The following is an 18665-nucleotide window of genomic DNA, read 5'->3' on the forward strand; positions in this document are numbered from 1 at the left end:
CCCGAACGCCCCTACACGTTACGACAGCTTGCCGACGGCCTTTTCCAACAGCGCCCAGGCCTCGTCGCCATACTTGCCCTTCCACTCGGCATAGAAGCCGGCGGTACGCAGCTTGTCGCGGAACGGCGCGACGTTGGGCTGATTGAAGGTCAGGCCCTTCGATGCGAGCTCTGCTTGCAGGCCGGCATTGAGCTTGGCGACGTCCTCACGCTCCTTTAGGGCGGCCGCGTTGATGTGCTTGGCGACGATCGTGCGCATGTCGGCCGGCACGGCCTCCCAGGCGCGGCGGTTCGCTAGGAACCAGAAGCCGTCCCACATGTGGTTGGTCAGCGAGCAGTATTTCTGCACCTCGTAGAGCTTGGCGGTCGAGATGATCGCCAGCGGGTTTTCCTGGCCCTCGACCACCTTAGTCTGCAGCGCCGAATAGACCTCGCTGAAATTGATCGAGGCGGGCGCCGCCTCGAATGCCTTGAACATCGAGGTCCACAGCGGCGACACCGGCACGCGGATCTTGAAGCCCTTGAGGTCGTCGGGCCCATTGATCGGCTTGGTCGACGACGTCGTCTGGCGGAAGCCGTTGTCCCAGATCTTGTCCATGACCACCAGGCCGGCCTTGTTGATCTGGCCGCGCACGTAAGCGCCGAGATCGCCGTCCATGGCCTTCCAGACCGTGTCGTAGTCCGGGAACGCGAAGCCGATGCCGTTGATCGAGGCCGCCGGCACCAGGGTCGCCAGGATCAGCCCGGACAGCGTGAAGAACTCGACGCCGCCGGAGCGGATCTGGCTCAGCATGTCCGTGTCGGATCCGAGCTGGTTGTTCGGGAAGATCTGCAAGTCGAACTTGCCGTTGGTCTCGGCCTTGATCGCCGCCGCCATCTCCTTGGCACGAACGTTGAGCGGATGGGTGTCGGGCAGGTTGTTGGCGTACTTGTAGGTGAATTCGGCGCTCTGGGCGCGCGCCACATGCGGCGCCGCGATCCCACCCAGTACGGCTGACGCTGCGGAGGCCTTCAGCAGCGCGCGTCGTGACAGGCTCATGCTCGTTTCTCCCTGAGAAGCTTCTTCTTGTTGCATCCAGTCGCCGCATGATGGCGCGGTCCGAATCCCGCGACGTTAGCAGCGTCATCAGCGCTTATTGCAGCGATGAGCCGCAGCAGCAATATGCGGCGTTCGCTGCGGGCGCCTTGGCGCGGGTTTCAGGCGCCAATGGCGAGCGGCGATGGTCGTGCTCGCGACGCGGGCTGCAGGCTCGGTGCTACGGCAGAGTTTGAGGAGTCGGCCGCAAGTCTCTGATTTGCCCTAGCATATTAATATTCCATAATATACCTTATGCGAATTGCTTATGGGCGGCTCCTGACGTGAGAAGCCGCACAACGGCCCGCCCAGCGCACGTCGGCGCCTGTGCGAAATCGCCCCCGCCTTGTCACCCCGCAGTCTTCGTTTGGTCAAAGCCCGGAGGTCAAAAGCGCATCCTTCAGGATTGGGCACGGGCGTATCGCGAATGGGACCCGAAGACATGCCAGTTCAGTCGACGCCGAAGGAAGTTGATCCGGGTGATGTCGCGCTGCCGCCCGACGACGATATCTGCGAGGAGATCTATCAGCGGGTGCTGGCCGAGGTGCGCGCACGTATCGACCAGCGGATCGCCGCCATCGAGGCCCAGGCCGCCGCTGATGCAGTCGAGGCTGCCGACCCCGCTGTAGGCAGCGAGCCCGTGGAAACGCCTCCTCCGACCCGGCGCCGGCCCGTATTGCGGGCGATGATCACGCTGATAGCGTCAGCCGGGCTCGTCGGCGCTGCCGTCACCCTGGCGCGGGACCATACTGAGACCATCACCTCCGTCACCGACCGGATCGAAGCGGCGGTTCAATCCATCCGGCGTGAGAACGCTCAGACGGCGAATCCGGCCGGGTCACCGGAGACGGCGGCGAGCGGATCGAGCGCGGCCGAGACGGCAGAGACGGCCCCTTCCTCGCCATCACCATCCGTTTCGCCGACACCCGAGACGGCATCAGCATCAACGCGCTCCAGCGATCCATCCTCCGCGATGGCGGAGGCAACGCCGGAGCATGACATGCCGCCCGCTCCCGACCGGGACGTCGCGCCGCTGATCGAGAAGATCGCGCATGATGTCGCCGAACTGCAGAGCGGGTTTCAGGAGCTCAAGGCCAGTCAGGAGCAGGCCAACCGCGATCACGCCAGGGCGATCGAACAGCTGCAGGCGAGCCAGGACCAGCTCGCGCGTGCGTTCCGCGCTGCGAAGACCGAACCGACGACCGTCGGCGCAGCGGCGCGCCTCGCGCCCCGGCCGCCCCAGGCGCGCCCGCCCCGTTTCCCGTAGCTCCGAACGAATGAGATCCGGGCAGGGAGCTGGGACCCCTGCTCCTGTCCCTCAGAGATAGTCCGCCGCAGCCTCCGCCTCGAAGCGTTCAGGCGGGCCTTCCCAGACGATCTTGGCATGATCCAGCACGATGCCGGATCGCGCGATCTGCACCGCCGGGCCGCCGGCAAGGCTGCGACCAGCGCGCCGCCGAGATAGACGCGGCGCACGGTCTCGTCCTGCATCACCCTCGGTCGCCCTGCCCTCGGCGATCCTCTTGCCGAGATACATCGCGAGCACGCGATCGACCAGCGCCGACACGCTCTTGACGTTGTGATCGACCAGCAGCACGTCGCGGATGAGGTCGGAGAAGTCGGCGACCTCGGACGCTGAGGAAGGCCCATGTCCTCACGACGAGGCGGCGCCTTGACCTACATGAAGCTTCTCAACTGAAGCGGCGACCTCAACAGCACTCAGCCAAGCTGACGCAAGTGCCCAAGCATCTCGTGCACGTCGTAGGTCATGACGGCGAGAAGCGCCGCCAGCGCGAGATAAGTCCCGGCATATTCGAGCTTCGTCTGCAGCGTCGTGCCGTAATAGGCGACGTTCTCGGGCGCGCCGGGATCGTAGCGCCAGGCCTTCATCAGTTGTGGCGCTGCGAGGATGGCGATGATGATCAGCATCGGGCTCGGCCGATAGAGCATCAAGGTCAGCAGCATGGGAACGCCAAGCAGCCAGATGCGCGGACTCAGCACGCTGGTGACGCGGCCGCCGTCCAGCGGCGAGATCGGCAGCAGGTTGAACAGGTTGAGGAACAGGCCGGAATAGGCAATCGCAAGCAGCAGGCCGCTGTCGTCCGACCTCGCCCACAGATAGACCGCCAGCGCCGCAGCAGTCCCGACCAGCGGGCCGGCGAGCGCCACATAGGCCTCCGTCTCGACGTCGACCGGCTGCTCCTTCAGCGCGATCCACGCCCCCACGAAGGGGATGAAGGCGGGAGCGCCGACGTTGAGGCCGCGCTGGCGCGCCGCGATGTAGTGCCCCATTTCATGGGCGAACAGGAGCGCGATGAATCCGGCGGCATAGCGCCAGCCCCAGATGCCGGCATACACGACCAGCGACAGCAGCATGGTGCCGCCGCTCATCGCGAGCTTGCCCCATTTCAGGCCGGAGAACAGGATCAGCAGGAGGGCTTTCACGCAGCTCCGCCGGCGTTGTCGTTGCGCGACTTGCGGCGGAAGAAGTTCATGACCGCAGCCCCGAACCCGATGACCGCGAAGATGATGATCTTGGCGAACTTCAGGACGAAGGCGCCGGCGAGCGCCAGCAGTCCGAGCTTCTTGGCGGCAACGCCGCCGACCAGCGCAAGCAATCCATATTCGGCGATCCGATCCGTGCTCGCGCTGAAATCCTCATAGCGCTTGCCGGCATTGTAGGAGAGATCGGACAGCAGCTCGTGCGCCACCGCCTTGTCCCCCGCGATCCGCTCCGAGCCGGACAGGAGGTTCAGGCTGAAATAGCCGTCACGCCCGAGCGCGTAGGTGTTGTAGTTGACGTTCTTCGGCGCATCGTCGGGCTGGCCCTTCTCCTTCGCGAGCAGCGACCAGACGAGACGATGCGTCGTGGCATCGTAGGCCGGCGGCTCGACCCAGCCGACGACGGCCATTTCCGGAAATCCGCGCGCCGCACGGTCCTTGTTCGCCTCCTCGGCGCCGGCGCGAAGGTTGCTCAGGAGATCGTCCGCGTTCCAGTTCTTGGCGTCGTCGTCTTTGATGTAGCCGTCCTTGATGTGCTTGATGACCACCATCCAATCGTCGTTCTGGCGTCTGCCGACGACCAGCCCGACGAAGGTCGCGTCGTTGACGACGTTGCCGAGCGCGCGTAGGACCCGCAGGCCTTCGCTCTTCGGCACGTAGAAGTAGTCGGCCGGCAGCTTCAGCGTGCCCTGATCGATCAGCACGATGTCGCTTGGTCCGTCGGTGCCCGCCTGGCTCGCCGCCTGCCAAGCCGCCATCAATTCAGCCTTGCGCGTGGCCTCATCCGCTGGCGCGGCCTGCACGTGAACCGCAAGGACTACGAACGCTGCGCACAACACTGCGCGCGCAATGACAATCAAGCTCTGCACCGGCCCCAGTCCCCCAAAAATATCGGTCGGATAGTACCTCGAAGGCTCGGCGGTGCGCAACCAAGGGCGGATTCAGGCCTCTCGAAGCGATCTGCTGGCGCTGCACCGAGGGAGAGATGGTCCGAAAAGGCCCCCTCCTCGTCACGACGCTGTCTTGCTTTCGGCCAAAGCGGCGGGTCGAGTCACGTTTGAAAATTCAAAGAGAACAGCGGCGTCGGCGGCGGGCTAAAGGGTTTGGGGATCAGCAATGCAGTCCACACAGAACGTGCAACAGATTGATCAGAGCGAGATCGGCCTCGCCCCGGAGAAGCCCGAGAAGGCAAGCTACGATCAACTGTACCGGCGGGTGCTGCGCGAGGTGCTGACCCGGATCGATACGCGGCTCGCGGCGATCGAGAAGCCGGGTGTGGCGGCGGATGCTGCTGCGGCGGCGAGCACGAGCGAGGCGACGGGCAGCGGGGCCGGCCGCTGGGCGCGGATGAAGGCGCCGCTCGGCAAGCTGCGCGGGCGCAACGCCGTTGGTCTCGCTCTGTTGGTCGTGCTGGTCGGTGGCTCCGTCGCCTGGTCGCAGCGCGACGCCGGCACCTCGCTGATGGACCGCTGGATGCCGGGCGCCAGCGAAGCGTCGCAGGATGAGGCGTCGGTCCAGCAGGGCAGCGAGGATGCCATGATGTCGAATGCCTCACTGAGGGGAGCGGAAGACACCACCGGCGCCCGTGAGCCGGGAACGTTGATGCAGAGGATGGCGCGCGACATCGCCGAGCTGCAGCAGGGCATCGAGCAGATCAAGTCGACGCAGGATCAGGCCAGCCGCGATCACACCCGCGCCATCGAGCAACTGCAGGCCGGCCAGGATCAGCTGATGCGACTGGTGTCGCGGATGACGAACCAGGCGGTGCAGGCACGCGGCACTGCGGTCCCCCCGGGCCCGCCCCAGCAGATCATCGTGACGCCGCAGCAGCGGACCACGACGGGAATGGCCCGTCCGCAGCCGGCGCAGCCGCAGGGCTCGACGTTCGGGACACTCTTTACCCGCAACACCTCGGGCATTCAGCCGCCGATGCCGCGTTGATGGTGTGATCGGCAGCGGCGATCGGTGGCGGTCTTGGCCGCCGCCGATGAGCGCACTCGCCGATCGGTCCTTACGAGCAGGTGTGAACGCGCCCGTCGTAGCCCCGATAGGTGCCCTTCTCCGCGTCATAGGTGCGGAAGCTCTTGCAGTTCACACCCCGCCTCTTCGCCTCCCGCTTCATGTCGCTCTTCGGTTCGCTCTTGGGCTTGCGGGCGCGGTGCTCGCGCTTGGCGGGCTTGGCGTCGTCCTCGGCATGGTGATGCGCTTGGCCGTGCCGTTCGGGCTTGGCTGACGTGGTTGCGGTGTTCTGCTTCGCAGCCGCCTTCTCCGGCGTGGCCGCGGGCTTGCTCTCGGCGGCCTTCTCCTCGACCTTCTCCGATGCGGGCGCGTCCTTGGCGACGGCAGCGGGCTGAACGGCCAGAGTGGGCTCTGCCGGTTTCGACTCGGTCACGGCCGGCTTCTGGCCGACGTCGGTGCCGGAGTTCGGTTCGACCTTGGTCTCGGATTTGGCCTCGGCCGGCTTGCTCTCGGCCGCAGCATCCGTCGCGGTTTTTTCAGTCGATGCCTTGTCCGCCGGCGGCTGGCTCGCGCTGTCTGTGGCCTGAACGGGCTTGGTGTCCGCAGCGGCTGGCTCGCCGGGCTTCTCGGCCGTCTTCTCAGGCTCGGCCGCAGGCTTGCCGGCGGCATCCGAGGGCTGCTCGGCGGGCCTGGTTTCAGCGACCGCGGGTTTCGGCTCGGACTCTGCGGGCTTGTCGGCCGTCGGCGCGGCAGACTGCTCCGTGGCGGGCTTGGCCGCATCGTTCGCGGCTCCCTGAGCCCAGGCGCTGGAGCCAGCGATCACTCCGAGGACGCAGAACAGAACGCCGGCGCGGACGGCTGGCGGACAAACAACGGAAACTTGCATGCTGGAAAACTCGCTTGAGGGGCCGGCAGATTGCCGGTTTACGTCATCTGCAGCCAGCTTTCGCCACGAAAACGGCATGCGCGCAAAAGAGTCGCACAAGGTGTGCTTTCCGCATCATGAATTTGCAATCGCGGCGTGAAGGCCGGCGTGCCGACACTCAATGCGCCGGATGCCGACGGCACATTGGCCGCCTGAATGGCGCGGACTGCGTCCGGCTGGACCCCGGGTGGCGTCGCGGCGCTTCACGCGCTCACGGCGTTGCGGCTGATCACGTGATGGTAGTACGACGCGCTGAGCTTGGGCGTGCGCACCTGCGTGTCGAAGTCGACGTGATAGATGCCGAAGCGCTGCTTGTAGCCGAACACCCACTCGAAATTGTCCAGCAGGCTCCACAGGAAGTAGCCCTTCACGGGCACGCCCTCGGACGTAGCGCGCTGCAGCTGGGCGAGATAGTTGCGCAGATACATCACGCGGTCGAGGTCGTGGACCTTGCCATCGGCGGTCAGCTTGTCGTCCGAGGAGGTGCCGTTCTCGGTGATGTAGATGGTCTGGAGATTCCAGATCTTGGCGGCGAGCTTCGGCACCCAATAGGCCGTCTCCGGACCGACCAGCAGCCAGGGTGAGCTCATGTGCGGGAACGAGGACGGCATCGGCAGCACGTCGAATCCGGCCGCGCGGTCCGACGCGACGACATAGGCTTGCGGCGCGTAGATATTGAGGCCGACGAAATCGACCGGCGCCGAAATGATCTTCAGTTCGTCGGCGGTAAACTTCGGCGCGTCCTTGCCGGACCACGCCAGGAACCCTTCGGTATAGCGCCCCTCGAGGATGACGTTGAGAAAGCCGGCATTCAATTCGCGCGTCGCGATCTCGGCGGCGCGGATGTTCTCCGGCGTGTCGATCGCCGGCAGGCAGGCCGTGATGTTCTCGGCCATGCCGACGCGCATGCCGGCGCGCCCGCCGGAGCGGATGGCCTGGACGGCGAGACCGTGCGCCAGCGCCACGTGATGGCGCGCCTGGTTGACCTGCTGCTGCGGCAGCTTCAGCCCGGGCGCGTCGACGCCGAGGCCATAGCCGAACGGGACGAAGCGGCCGCATTCGTTGATGGTGAAGATGGTCTTGACACGGTCGCCGAGATGCTGCGCGACGTAGCCCGCATATTGCGCAAAGGCCCTGGCCGTGTCGGCCGAGAGCCAGCCGCCGACACGGTCCTGCAGCGCCTGCGGCAGATCCCAATGATACAGCGTTGCGTACGGCGTGATGCCGTTCGCCAGGAGCTCGTCGACGAGCCGGTTGTAGAAGTCGAGGCCCTTCGGATTGGGCGTCAGCCCGCCGTCGGGAAACAGCCGGGGCCAGGCGATCGAGAACCGATAGGCCCGGCAGCCGAGCTCCTTGATCAGCCGCACGTCGTCCTTGTAGCGGTTGTAGTGATCACAGGCGACGTCGCCAGTGCTGCCGTCCTCGATGTTGCCCTGCAAATGCGTGAACACGTCCCAGATCGACGGCCCGCGGCCATCGGCCGTAGCCCCGCCCTCGATCTGGTACGACGACGTCGCCGTCCCCCACACGAAATCGGCGGGAAACCGCCGCCCGATGTCCTCCTTCACCGCGCCCTCCTCCGCTTGCGCCGGGCCATTGGCCGCCCCGAGGGCGGCCAGCCCGGCCAGCTTCGCAAGATCACGGCGGGAAACGTCGTTCGGCATTGATGAACCTCAAACCTCTGCTGCTATCGTGCCCGATCGGGACGGCGAAAGCACTACGAACCATATCTGGGCTCCGATTTGAACCGCCCGAGGTGGCGGCAATGGAGCGGCCCCGATCACATCTGCGTCCGGAATCGGCGCGTCAATGACCGAGGACGCCGCGCTCGGCATTGTGACCGCCGCACGGCTGCGGCGGCAGTGAAACGCGGCTGCTCGCACCGTGGGTTCGTAGTGGCCCCGGCTCGACAGTGGTGCCCGATTACGCCTATGGTTGAGTCATGACGGATCACGATCACCATCACGACCATCAGCACGATCACTCGGACCTGTCCGAGACCGATCTGCGCGTCCGCGCGCTCGAAAGCATCCTGACCGAGAAGGGGTATATCGACCCCGCCGCGCTCGACGTGCTCATCGAGACCTATGAGAGCAAGGTCGGTCCCCGCAACGGCGCGCAGGTGGTGGCGCGGGCCTGGACCGATCCCGCCTATCGGGCGCGCCTTCTTGCCGACGCCACGCCTGCGATCGGCGAGCTCGGCTATGCCGGCCGCCAGGGCGAGCACATCGTGGCGGTCGAGAACACGCCGGATCTGCACAACATGGTCGTGTGCACGCTGTGCTCCTGCTATCCGTGGCCCGTGCTCGGCCTGCCGCCGGTCTGGTACAAATCGGCGCCCTATCGCGCCAAGGCGGTGAAGGATCCGCGCGGCGTCCTGAAGGATTTCGGCTTCGAGCTGCCGCCGACGACGAAGATTCGGGTGTGGGATTCGACGGCCGAGGTCCGCTACTTCGTGCTGCCGATCCGCCCCGCCGGGACCGATGGCTGGAGCGAGGATCAGCTCGCCGCGCTCGTCACGCGCGACAGCATGATCGGCACCGGCCTGCCGAAGCAACCGCACGAGGTTGGCCGCTGATGGATGGTGCGCATGACATGGGCGGCGTGGCCGGCTTTGGTCCGGTCCGCCCCGAGCCGAACGAGCCGGTGTTCCACGCCGAATGGGAGCGTCGCGCCTTTGCCATGACGCTGGCGATGGCGACGCCCGGCGGCTGGAACATCGACATGTCGCGCTTCGCGCGCGAGAACCGTCCGCCGGACGACTACCTCGGCATGAGCTACTACCAGATCTGGCTCGCGGGCATCGAACGGCTGATGCAGGAGCGGCATCTGGTCGACGCCGATGAGATCGTCGCCGGCAAGGTGCTGCATCCGGCCAAGCCCGTCGCCAAGATCCTCACCGCCGATGCCGTCGCGCCGACCTTGCGTCGCGGCGGCCCGACCGAGCGCGCGGCGACGAAGCCGGCGCTGTTCGCGGTCGGCGACCGCGTCCGCGCCAAGGACATCCATCCGACGACGCATACGCGGCTGCCGCGCTACGTGCGCGGCCATCTCGGCCGCGTCGAGGCGGTCAGAGGCGTGCACGTGTTTCCGGACAGCAACGCCCATGGCGGCGGCGAAGACCCGCAATGGCTCTACACGGTGTCGTTCAGCGGCGCCGAGCTGTGGGCCGATGCGCCCGATCCGCTGCTGGAGGTCACGGTCGACGCCTTCGAGCCCTATCTGGAGCCGGCCCGATGAAACCGGACCGCGAGGCGGCGGCCGCGGCGACGCGCGCCCTGCCCGGCATTCCCGTCGACGACAGCGGGCCCGTGTTTCGCGAGCCGTGGGAAGCCCACGCCTTCGCGATGGCCGTCACGCTGCACGCCCGCGGCCTCTTTACCTGGCCCGAATGGGCGGCTGCGCTCGCCGACGAGATTTCGCGCGCGCAAGCGTCTGGCGATCCCGATTGCGGCGATACCTATTACCGGCACTGGCTCGCGACGCTCGAGCGCCTCGTCGCCGAGAAGGGCGTCACCTCCGCCGACGCACTGACGCGTTACCGCAATGCCTGGGATCACGCTGCCGATCGCACCCCGCATGGCAAGCCGATCGAGCTCAGGCCCGAGGATTTTGTCGGCTGAGCCCTTCGCGCGCGTCCGACGGATGCTTAATGCCCGGTGAGCGAGCGATCCTGCTTTTGATGGTCCGGTCTTAACGGCCGGCTATTCATGCCGCGAATAGCGGTATTCGTTCGAAATTGAACGTTCATCAGTGCGTCCGTAGCGTCCCGCGCATCTTCTTTGCTGAAGTTGAGGGGGACGTCGAAATGCCCGCGCCAGAGTTCGCCACCATCGTCGACACGCTCGCCGGCGTGCGTCAGGACTATCACGAGAAGCTCAAATCGATTCCGCAATACGAGGCCTTCCTGCTGATCGAGAGCTCGACCGAGAAGGCCGCCGGTGCCCTGCACGGCACCGAGGCGTCGGGCTCCTCCATCGCCACCGACGTGATCGATTCGCTGCAATATGCGCGCAACCGGTTCGAGCAGCATATGGCCTCGATCCCGGAGTATCGCGTGCTGGTGGCGATCGACAGGCTGATCAAGGAAATCTCGCAGCATCTCGGCCTCGCGCCGCATGATGATGCGCCGGCCAAGGAGGGCCTTGCCGCGGCCGCCGAACAGCCCGCCGAAGCCGCCGAGGCTGTGGCCCGCGCTGCGAGCGCCGACACCGATGCCCCCGCCGAAGAGGCCGCGCCCCCCGAGCCGGAGCAGGCAGAAATGGCCGAGGACGAACCGGCCGCAGCCGCAGCGGAGCCGGTCGAAGCCGAGGCCCCCACCCTGCGTATCGTCGACACCCCAGTGAAGTCGCCGTCGATCGTGCCCGCCGATCACGACGGTGCCGCCCACGACGACGACATCGTCGTGCTCAACGCGCCTGCCTGGGAGAAGAGCGGCAAGGACGCCAAGGACGACATCACCGCGCGCCTCGTCGCGCAGGCGGCCTCCGCTGCAGCCAATGAGGCCGATGACGGCCACGACCTCGCCGATGCGGATCTCGTCATCGTCAGCCAGCGTGAGCCGTCGGACAACGAAGCCGCCTGAGCGCTCGTCTGTCGCGCAGCTCTCCGCGGGGCCCGAGGGCCCCGCTTCCGATTCAGGATGGCCCGCCCGCCGCGACGTACGCGCGCCATCCTTTGGCGCGCAGCTCGCAGGCGGGACAGTGACCGCAGCCGTGACCCCAGTCATGCCGCGCGCCGCGCTCGCCGAGATAGCAGGTGTGCGACTGGTCGCGGATCAGGTCGACGAGACCGGCGCCGCCGAGGTCATGCGCCAGCTGCCAGGTCGCGGCCTTCGACAGCCACATCAGCGGCGTGTGCAGCTCGAACGCGCGCGCCATGCCCAGGCTCAGCGCATTCTGTAGCGCCTTGATGGTCTCGTCGCGGCAGTCCGGATAGCCCGAATAGTCCGTCTCGCACATGCCGCCGACGATGTGGCGGATGCCGCGGCGATAGGCGAGCGCCGCCGCAAAGGTCAGGAACACCAGGTTGCGGCCCGGCACGAAGGTGTTGGGCAGGCCGTCGGCGCCCATCTCGATCGCGACGTCGCGCGTCAGCGCGGTCTCGGAGATCGCAGCCAGCGTTGGAATTTCCAGCGTGTGGCTGTCACCGAGCTTGGCTGCCCAGTCGGGGCGCAGGCGCGCGATGCCCTCGACCAGCCGGTCGCGGCAGGCGAGCTCGATCGCATGGCGCTGCCCGTAGGCGAAACCGATCGTCTCGACGCGCGCGAAGCGGTCGAGCGCCCAGGCCAGGCACGTCGTGGAATCCTGCCCGCCCGAGAACAGCACCAGGGCCGTCGTGTCCTGCTCACTCATGGCTCCCGCTTAGCATCATCGACGGGTCGGGCCAACCCGCCGGGCGCATCCCGTGCAGTCGCCCTTTTCGCTGGGAGCCGCGCGCGGCTTGGGGCATACAGGACCCGAGCGAACGATGCTGTCAGGACCTGCCCATGATCCCCTCCCGCGACATCTCACGCCTGATCGAGATCATGGCGGCGCTGCGCACGCCGGTCACCGGCTGCCCGTGGGATATCGAGCAGACGTTCCGGACCATCGCGCCCTACACCATCGAGGAAGCCTATGAGGTGGCCGACGCGATCACGCGCGACGATCTCGACGATCTGCGCGAGGAGCTCGGCGATCTCCTGCTGCAGGTGGTCTATCACGCCCGCATCGCCGAGGAACAAGGCGCGTTTGCATTCGGCGACGTCGTCGAGGGCATCACGACGAAGATGGTCCGCCGCCATCCGCATGTGTTCCCGGACAAGGACGGCAACGTCACCCAGCCCACCAAAGGCACCTGGGACCGCATCAAGGCCGAGGAGAAGGCCGAGCGCGCCGCGCGGCGGCCGCCCGAGGCGCAGACGAGCAAGTCCTCGCTGCTATCAGGCATCAAGGCCGGACAGCCGGCGCTGGTTCGCGCCATGGAGCTGCAGCACAAGGCCGCGACCGTCGGCTTCGATTGGAACGATCCGCGCGCGGTGTTGCAGAAGATCCGCGAGGAGGCCGACGAGATCGAGGCCGCGCTCGACAACAAGGATGCGACCGAGCTGACCGAAGAGACCGGCGATCTCCTGTTCGCGCTGGTCAATCTTGCCCGCCACGCCGAGGTTGATCCGGAGACCGCATTGCGCGGCACCAACGCCAAGTTCGAGCGCCGTTTCGCGCACATCGAACAGGCGTTGATGGCGAAGGGCCGCACACTCGAAGAAGCGTCGCTCGACGAGATGGACGAATTGTGGAACGAGGCGAAGCGGCTGGAGAAGTAGCGTCCCCGGCTCCGAGGTCGTGATCAGCCGCCCTTGCGCGACAGCTCGGCCCTTGCGATCTCGACGAAGCGCTGGGCGGCCGGCGACAATCCAAAGTCGGCGCGGCTCAGCAGCGAGACGTGCCGATGAATCGTCGGCTGCGACAGCGGGATCGCGGCCAAGGTCGGAAATTGTGCCTTGGGCAGCATGTGCGCGGGCAGGATGCTGATGCCGGCGCCCTCCGCCGTGAGCGCCAGCGCGGTCGTGATCAGCGACACTTCCCAGGCAGGCTTCAGCGACCGCCCGGTCTCCGCCAGCGCCTCGTCGATCTGGCGGCGGATGCGCGTGCCGTGACGCATCGTGATCAGGTCGGAGCTCATGATGCCGTCCCACGTCAGACGGCGGTGCTTCTCGAACCGCCCGTCCTTGATGCCGATCGCCGAGAGCGGACTTTGCATCAGCGTCTCGATCCTGACCTCCGGTACGCCCTCGTCCTCCACGCTGCCGAGGCCGAACTCCGCATGCCCGGCCATCACGATCGCGAGCAGCTCGTCGGGCGCGACATCACGCAGATCGATGCGCACCTCGGGATGGCGCGATCGAAACGTCGCAAACACGCGTGGAAGCAGCGCCGACGCGACGCCCGCTGAGACCGCGATGGAAATTCGGCCGGCCTTGATCTCGGCCAGGTCGCGCATCCGCTGCGACAGCCCCTGCGTCCCCGCCAGGATGCGTTCCGCCGCGGTGATCGCCTCGCGGCAGGCCGCCGTCGGGTGCAGCGCCCGCGTCGTGCGATCGAACAGCTTGAGCTGAAAGTTCTCCTCGATCTGCCGGATCAGCAGGCTGATCGCCGACTGCGTGACGCGCAGCTCGGCGGCCGCCTTGGTGATGCTGCCGAGCCGATACACCAGGACCAGGGCCTCCAATTGCCGCAAGGTCGGGGGCATTAGCTTTCCTCATGAATGAATGAGAATTTTGTGACTAATCGAAAGAGTTTGATCATGCAACATATTTGCAAACAGCCGGCGGCTGCGGTGAAGCGGCCAGGCAACAACAAGCACATGGGGAGGGACATTTGACGCAAGCGATCAATCTCACGCGCTACGTCGACGAGCGGCCGCTGTCGGGATTCCAGATCAGGGTGATCTGCCTGTGCGCGCTGGTCGTCGGGCTCGACGGCTTCGATGCCCAGGCGCTCGGCTTCGTCGCCCCTGCCCTCAGCAAGGACCTGCATCTGGCGCCGGGCGCGTTGGGACCCGTGTTCGGTGCGTCCCTGTTCGGCGTGATGATCGGCTCGCTGGTGTTCGGCGCGCTGGCCGACTATCTCGGGCGCAAATGGCTCGTCGTCGCCGGCGTTCTCGTGTTCGCGCTTGGATCGCTGGCGACCACCCAGGCCACGAGCGTATCCGACCTCGTCATCATTCGGTTCCTCACCGGCCTCGGGCTCGGCGGCGTCCTGCCCAACACGATCGCTCTGACCGGCGAATATTCGCCGCAGCGTCGCAGGACCCTGTTGATCATGCTGATGTTCATGACGGTGTCGCTGGGATCGGCGATCGGGGGAGCGGTCGCGGCCAAGCTCATCACCGCCTATGGCTGGCAGATCATCTTTCTCATCGGCGGCATTCTGCCGCTCATCCTCTGTCCGGTCCTCATTATCTGGCTGCCGGAATCGCTCTCGCTGCTGGCCCTCGACGACAGCAAGAATGATCGCGTGCGCGCGCTGCTGACGCGGATCGATCCGTCGGACCGCCTCCCCGCCGACGCGCGCTTTACGATCATCGAGGAGAGCGGCAAGGGCTTTCTGCTGCCACAGCTGTTCACCAAGCGGCGTCTGCTGCCGACCTTGCTGCTGTGGGTCATGTTCTTCATGAACATGATGGACATCTATTTCCTCAACAGCTGGCTGCCGACGCTCACACATGGTGTCGGGCTCGACGTCCAGGCGGCGATCGCCGTCGGCATCGCCTTCCAGCTCGGCGGCATGCTCGGCACCGTCGGGCTCGGCCTGCTGATCGAAAAGTTCGGCTTCGATCGCGTCCTGTTCGCGACCTACGTTGCCGGCTTCCTCTCGATCATCACCATCGGTATCGCGGGAGCCTCGTTGCCGATTCTCGTGCCGGCCGTCTTCATTGCCGGCGTCGCGGTGATCGGCGGACAGATCGGCTGCAACGCCTATGCGGCGCGCATCTATCCGACCTACATCCGCGGCACCGGCATCGGCTGGGCACTGGGCATCGGCCGCTTCGGCTCGATCCTCGGCGTCACGATCGGCGGGTTGATGCTCGCGGCGAAATGGGACGTCTCCTCGCTGTTTCAGGCCAGCGCGGTACCGCAACTGTTCTCGGCGCTGGTGATCCTCGGCCTCGCGGTCCTCGGCATGCGCGGCAGTCTTCCGAGCGCCGACGATGCGCAACGCAGTGCGCTCTCCACGCCCGAGCGCGCGTAGATCAAAGCAAGAGAACCGACATGAAGACGATACGAACCCAGGTGCTCATCGTGGGCGCCGGCCCGGTCGGACTGACCGCCGCCATGGATCTCGCCTCGCGCGGCATCGACGTCGTGGTCGCGGAGATCAGGCGCGCCGGAGAGCCGCCCAACGTGAAATGCAACCACGTCTCCGCGCGCTCGATGGAGGTGTTCCGCCGCCTCGGCATCGTCCGCGAGGTGCGCGAAGGCGGCCTGCCGGCTGATTTTCCAAACGACTGCGCCTATCGCACCGCCGTCGTCGGCCGCGAGCTGACGCGCATCCCGATCCCATGCCGCCAGGACCGCTACACGGCAACCGGTGGGCCGGACACCGATTGGCCGACGCCCGAGCCGCCGCATCGCATCAATCAGATCTATCTCGAGCCGATCCTGTTCGCTTGCGCAGAGGCGCAACGCGGCATCACGATTCTCAACCGCGTCCAGGTCGATCGGTTCGACCAGGATGAAAACGGCGTGATCGCGCGGGCGCGCGATCTCGACGCCGGCCGGGACATCACCATCTCAGCCGACTATCTGATTGGCTGCGACGGCGGCCGCTCCACGGTGCGCAAGCTCATCGGCTCACGGCTCAGCGGCACCGATGTCGTGCAGCGGGTGCAGTCGACCTACATCCACGCTCCCGCGCTGAAGGAGCTGATCACCCAGAAGCCGGCCTGGATGACGATGTCGCTCAACCCGCGGCGCTGCGGCACCACCGTCTCCATCGACGGCCGCGACAACTGGCTGATCCACAACCACCTCGCGGCCGAGGAGCTCGAGTTCGACAGTGTCGATCGCGATTGGGCACTGCGCACCATTCTCGGTGTCGACGACCGTTTCCAGTATGAGATCATCAGCAAGGAGGACTGGATCGGACGTCGCCTGGTGGCGGATCGCTTCCGCGATCGCCGCGCCTTCATCTGCGGTGATGCGGCGCATCTGTGGATCCCCTATGCCGGCTACGGCATGAATGCAGGGATCGCCGATGCGGTCGACCTGTGCTGGATGCTTGCCGGCGTCCTCCACGGCTGGGCCACCCCTGCCCTGCTCGACGCGTACGAAGCGGAGCGGCAGCCGATCACCGAGCAGGTGTCGCACTTCGCGATGAACCACGCGCTCGCGGTGATGAGCCAGAGACGCGCCGTGCCTGCGGAGGTGGAGATCGATGGCCCCGTCGGCGACGCGGCGCGCAGCAAGGTCGGCAAGGCCGCCTATGATCTCAACGTGCAGCAATATTGCTGCGCCGGCTTGAATTTCGGCTATTACTACGACCGGTCTCCGGCGATCTCATACGATGGCGAGACGCCGCCGCCCTACGGCATGGGCCATTTCAGCGCGTCCACAGTGCCCGGCGCACGCGCGCCGCACGTCTGGCTGGCCGATGGCCGATCGCTGCTGGATGCGCTTGGCCCGGCCTACACGCTGGTGCGGTTCGATCCGGCCGTCGATGTCATGCCACTGGTCGACGCCGCGGCCCGCCAGGGCGTTCCCTTGACGCTCGTCGACGTCGAGCGCGCAAAGGCCGGCTATGGCTTCCCGGACAGCCTGCTCGTGCTGCGGCCGGACTCGCACATTGCCTGGCGCGGCTTGGCCGCACCGCTCGAGCCCAACGACCTGTTCGATCGCCTGCGTGGACAGGCAAGTCAGAGCATGCGCCGTGACGATGCCGTCGTCGCCCTGACTCGTGTCATCGCGCCATGACCCGCCACACCACCGCGCATTACTTCCTCGAGGCGCTCGTCGATATCGGCATCGACTACATCTTCGCCAATCTCGGCACCGATCATGTCTCGCTGATCGAGGAGATTGCACGCTGGGACAGCGAAGGTCGACGGCACCCCGAGGTGATCCTGTGTCCCCACGAGGTGGTCGCGGTGCACATGGCAATGGGCTATGCGAGCGCGACCGGCCGCGGCCAGGCCGTGTTCGTCCATGTCGATGCCGGCACGGCGAATGCGTGCATGGCGATTCAGAACGCCTTTCGCTACCGGCTGCCGGTGCTGCTGTTTGCAGGGCGGGCTCCGTTCGCGATGCATGGCGAGCTGCCGGGAGGACGTGACACCTACGTCCACTTCGTGCAGGAGAGTTTCGATCAGGGCAGCATCGTGCGTCCTTATGTCAAATGGGAATACACGCTGCCGTCGGGTGTCGTCGTCAAGGAGGCGGTCGCCCGCGCTGCCGCGTTCATGCACAGCGATCCGCCCGGCCCGGTCTACATGATGCTGCCGCGCGAGACCCTCGCCGAGACCTGGGACGAGGCGGCGATGCCGGCCTGCCCGCCCGCGCGCCATGGCAGCGTCAAGGCGGGAGGGATCGAGCCGGAGCGCGCGCGTGCCATCGCGGACGCGCTGATGAAGGCGGAGAATCCGATCGCGCTGACCGCTTATCTCGGACGCAGCGCCGAGGCCGTCTCTGTGCTGGAGCGGCTGGCGCTGGTCTGCGGAATCCGTGTCGCGGAGTTCAACCCCGTCACGATGAACATCTGCCAGGACTCCCCTTGCTTTGCCGGCTCCGACCCGGCCGCGCTGGTCGCCGGCGCCGATCTCGGGCTGCTCATCGACATCGACGTGCCATTCATTCCGCAGATGCTGAAGGCCGCCGATCGGCTGCGCTGGATCCACATCGATATCGACGCCCTGAAGGCGGACATCCCGATGTGGGGATTTGCCACCGACCTCCGTATTCAGGGCGATTCGGCCGTCATTCTTCGTCAGGTACTGGAGATCATCGTTGCCCGTGGCGACGACGCCTATCTCACGAGAGTGCGCGACCGGATCGCGAGCTGGCAGCCGGCACGCGAGGCCGCGCAGGCGAAACGGATATCTGCAGCGGCACAGAAGGGCCGGATCGGAGCGATCAACCCGGCCTATTTGTTTGCGCGGTTGCAGGCGCTGCTGTCGGAGGACGACATCGTCCTCAACGAGGCGGTCCGCAACGCGCCAATCCTGCAACAGCAGCTTCGCCGCACCAAGCCGATGACCTATGTGGGCCTGGCCGGCGGCGGCCTCGGCTTCAGCGGCGGCATGGCGCTCGGGCTCAAGCTAGCCAATCCCTCAGCGCGCGTGGTGCAGGTCGTCGGCGACGGTGCCTATCATTTCGCCGCGCCGGACTCCGTCTACGCCGTATCGCAGCAGTGCCAGCTCCCGATCCTGACCGTGATCCTCGACAACAACGGATGGCAGGCGGTGAAGGCATCGGTGCAGCGCGTCTATCCGGACGGCGCCGCACAGCGCACGGACTCCTTCCTCTCTAGGCTCAGCACCGGGCGCCAGGGCGAGCAGCGTCGTCTCGCCGACATCGCCTGCGCATTCGGCGCCCACGGCGAGCGGGTCGACGATCCCGACAAGCTCGATGCGGCGATCGAGCGCTGCCTCGCCGCCCTCGGTGACGGCCGAGCCGCCGTGCTGCACGTCGACATCACGCCCTTGTAGCCCGATGGATAGGCGCAGC

At 66.5% G+C, this 18665-nt stretch carries 18 protein-coding genes and 1 pseudogene; 11 read left to right on the top strand and 8 right to left on the bottom strand.

Going from position 1 to position 18665, the window contains the following annotated elements:
• Positions 1-18 precede the first annotated feature (18 nt).
• Entirely contained in the window at positions 19-1038 is a 1020-nt protein-coding gene (locus QW868_RS00180) for a TRAP transporter substrate-binding protein (RefSeq protein ID WP_315811018.1), read from the bottom strand.
• A 478-nt stretch (positions 1039-1516) separates the two neighbouring features.
• Here QW868_RS00180 and QW868_RS00185 point away from each other — a divergent pair, with 478 nt between their 5' ends.
• Positions 1517-2341 carry a hypothetical protein gene (locus QW868_RS00185; RefSeq protein ID WP_316229646.1) on the top strand — a complete coding sequence of 275 codons (825 nt, stop codon included), beginning with the start codon at positions 1517-1519 and terminating at the stop codon, positions 2339-2341.
• A gap of 173 nt (positions 2342-2514) precedes the next feature.
• On the opposite strand, the pseudogene QW868_RS00190 reads toward QW868_RS00185, so the two are convergent.
• The 3 genes and pseudogenes from QW868_RS00190 to QW868_RS00200 all read right to left on the bottom strand — a co-directional run.
• Positions 2515-2713, bottom strand: a pseudogene (locus tag QW868_RS00190) (ABC transporter ATP-binding protein); the annotation flags it as partial.
• An 80-nt stretch (positions 2714-2793) separates the two neighbouring features.
• Positions 2794-3519 carry a site-2 protease family protein gene (locus tag QW868_RS00195; RefSeq protein ID WP_316229647.1) on the bottom strand — a complete coding sequence of 242 codons (726 nt, stop codon included), beginning with the start codon at positions 3517-3519 and terminating at the stop codon, positions 2794-2796.
• Entirely contained in the window at positions 3516-4334 is an 819-nt protein-coding gene (locus QW868_RS00200) for a DUF2167 domain-containing protein (protein ID WP_316229648.1), read from the bottom strand. The genes QW868_RS00195 and QW868_RS00200 overlap by 4 nt, the downstream gene beginning before the upstream one ends.
• Positions 4335-4692: 358 nt before the next feature.
• On the opposite strand from QW868_RS00200, the gene QW868_RS00205 reads away from it, so the two are divergent.
• Positions 4693-5517 carry a hypothetical protein gene (locus QW868_RS00205; RefSeq protein ID WP_315779945.1) on the top strand — a complete coding sequence of 275 codons (825 nt, stop codon included), beginning with the start codon at positions 4693-4695 and terminating at the stop codon, positions 5515-5517.
• Positions 5518-5587: 70 nt separating this feature from the next.
• Here QW868_RS00205 and QW868_RS00210 read toward each other — a convergent pair whose 3' ends face one another.
• On the bottom strand, positions 5588-6421 hold the full coding sequence (locus QW868_RS00210; RefSeq protein WP_316229649.1) for a hypothetical protein: 834 nt from the start codon (positions 6419-6421) through the stop codon (positions 5588-5590).
• Between QW868_RS00210 and QW868_RS00215 the strand changes: the two genes are divergently transcribed.
• Positions 6420-6560 (top strand): hypothetical protein, encoded by a 141-nt coding sequence (locus QW868_RS00215; protein ID WP_315737998.1) that lies wholly within the window; start codon positions 6420-6422, stop codon positions 6558-6560. The genes QW868_RS00210 and QW868_RS00215 overlap by 2 nt on opposite strands.
• A gap of 103 nt (positions 6561-6663) precedes the next feature.
• On the opposite strand, the gene QW868_RS00220 is transcribed toward QW868_RS00215, so the two are convergent.
• On the bottom strand, positions 6664-8124 hold the full coding sequence (locus tag QW868_RS00220) for a GH1 family beta-glucosidase (RefSeq protein ID WP_316229650.1): 1461 nt from the start codon (positions 8122-8124) through the stop codon (positions 6664-6666).
• A 278-nt stretch (positions 8125-8402) separates the two neighbouring features.
• On the opposite strand from QW868_RS00220, the gene nthA reads away from it, so the two are divergent.
• From nthA to QW868_RS00240, 4 genes are all read left to right on the top strand, one after another.
• A complete protein-coding gene (gene nthA / locus QW868_RS00225; RefSeq protein ID WP_315779950.1) occupies positions 8403-9038 on the top strand; it encodes a nitrile hydratase subunit alpha in 636 nt (211 codons plus the stop codon).
• Positions 9038-9700: a nitrile hydratase subunit beta gene (gene nthB / locus QW868_RS00230; protein WP_315779952.1), complete on the top strand. Its 663-nt coding sequence runs from the start codon at positions 9038-9040 to the stop codon at positions 9698-9700. The genes nthA and nthB overlap by 1 nt, the downstream gene beginning before the upstream one ends.
• The gene (locus tag QW868_RS00235; protein ID WP_316229651.1) at positions 9697-10083 is read left to right on the top strand and encodes a nitrile hydratase accessory protein; all 387 of its coding nucleotides are present in this window, start codon (positions 9697-9699) and stop codon (positions 10081-10083) included. Before nthB ends, QW868_RS00235 begins: the two co-directional genes overlap by 4 nt.
• Positions 10084-10268: 185 nt before the next feature.
• On the top strand, positions 10269-11045 hold the full coding sequence (locus tag QW868_RS00240) for a hypothetical protein (protein ID WP_316229652.1): 777 nt from the start codon (positions 10269-10271) through the stop codon (positions 11043-11045).
• Between the two features lie 52 nt (positions 11046-11097).
• Here the strand turns inward: QW868_RS00240 and queC are convergent, their stop codons facing one another.
• Positions 11098-11814, bottom strand: coding sequence for a 7-cyano-7-deazaguanine synthase QueC (gene queC, locus QW868_RS00245; RefSeq protein ID WP_315757501.1), 717 nt, complete (start codon positions 11812-11814; stop codon positions 11098-11100).
• A 134-nt stretch (positions 11815-11948) separates the two neighbouring features.
• Here queC and mazG point away from each other — a divergent pair, with 134 nt between their 5' ends.
• Positions 11949-12767, top strand: a complete 819-nt coding sequence (gene mazG, locus QW868_RS00250) for a nucleoside triphosphate pyrophosphohydrolase (protein ID WP_316229653.1) — start codon at positions 11949-11951, stop codon at positions 12765-12767.
• Between the two features lie 23 nt (positions 12768-12790).
• On the opposite strand, the gene QW868_RS00255 is transcribed toward mazG, so the two are convergent.
• Entirely contained in the window at positions 12791-13693 is a 903-nt protein-coding gene (locus QW868_RS00255; protein WP_315738006.1) for a LysR family transcriptional regulator, read from the bottom strand.
• A 128-nt stretch (positions 13694-13821) separates the two neighbouring features.
• Between QW868_RS00255 and QW868_RS00260 the strand changes: the two genes are divergently transcribed.
• From QW868_RS00260 to QW868_RS00270, 3 genes are read left to right on the top strand one after another with little or no spacing between them, the layout of a single operon-like run.
• A complete protein-coding gene (locus QW868_RS00260; RefSeq protein WP_315779964.1) occupies positions 13822-15195 on the top strand; it encodes an MFS transporter in 1374 nt (457 codons plus the stop codon).
• A gap of 20 nt (positions 15196-15215) precedes the next feature.
• The gene (locus QW868_RS00265) at positions 15216-16916 is read left to right on the top strand and encodes an FAD-dependent oxidoreductase (protein WP_316229654.1); all 1701 of its coding nucleotides are present in this window, start codon (positions 15216-15218) and stop codon (positions 16914-16916) included.
• Positions 16913-18646, top strand: coding sequence for a thiamine pyrophosphate-requiring protein (locus QW868_RS00270; RefSeq protein WP_316229655.1), 1734 nt, complete (start codon positions 16913-16915; stop codon positions 18644-18646). The genes QW868_RS00265 and QW868_RS00270 overlap by 4 nt, the downstream gene beginning before the upstream one ends.
• Positions 18647-18665 lie beyond the last annotated feature (19 nt).

Origin of the sequence: Bradyrhizobium sp. SZCCHNR1051, from assembly GCF_032489615.1 — a bacterium.
In the GTDB taxonomy this organism is placed as follows: Bacteria; Pseudomonadota; Alphaproteobacteria; order Rhizobiales; family Xanthobacteraceae; genus Bradyrhizobium.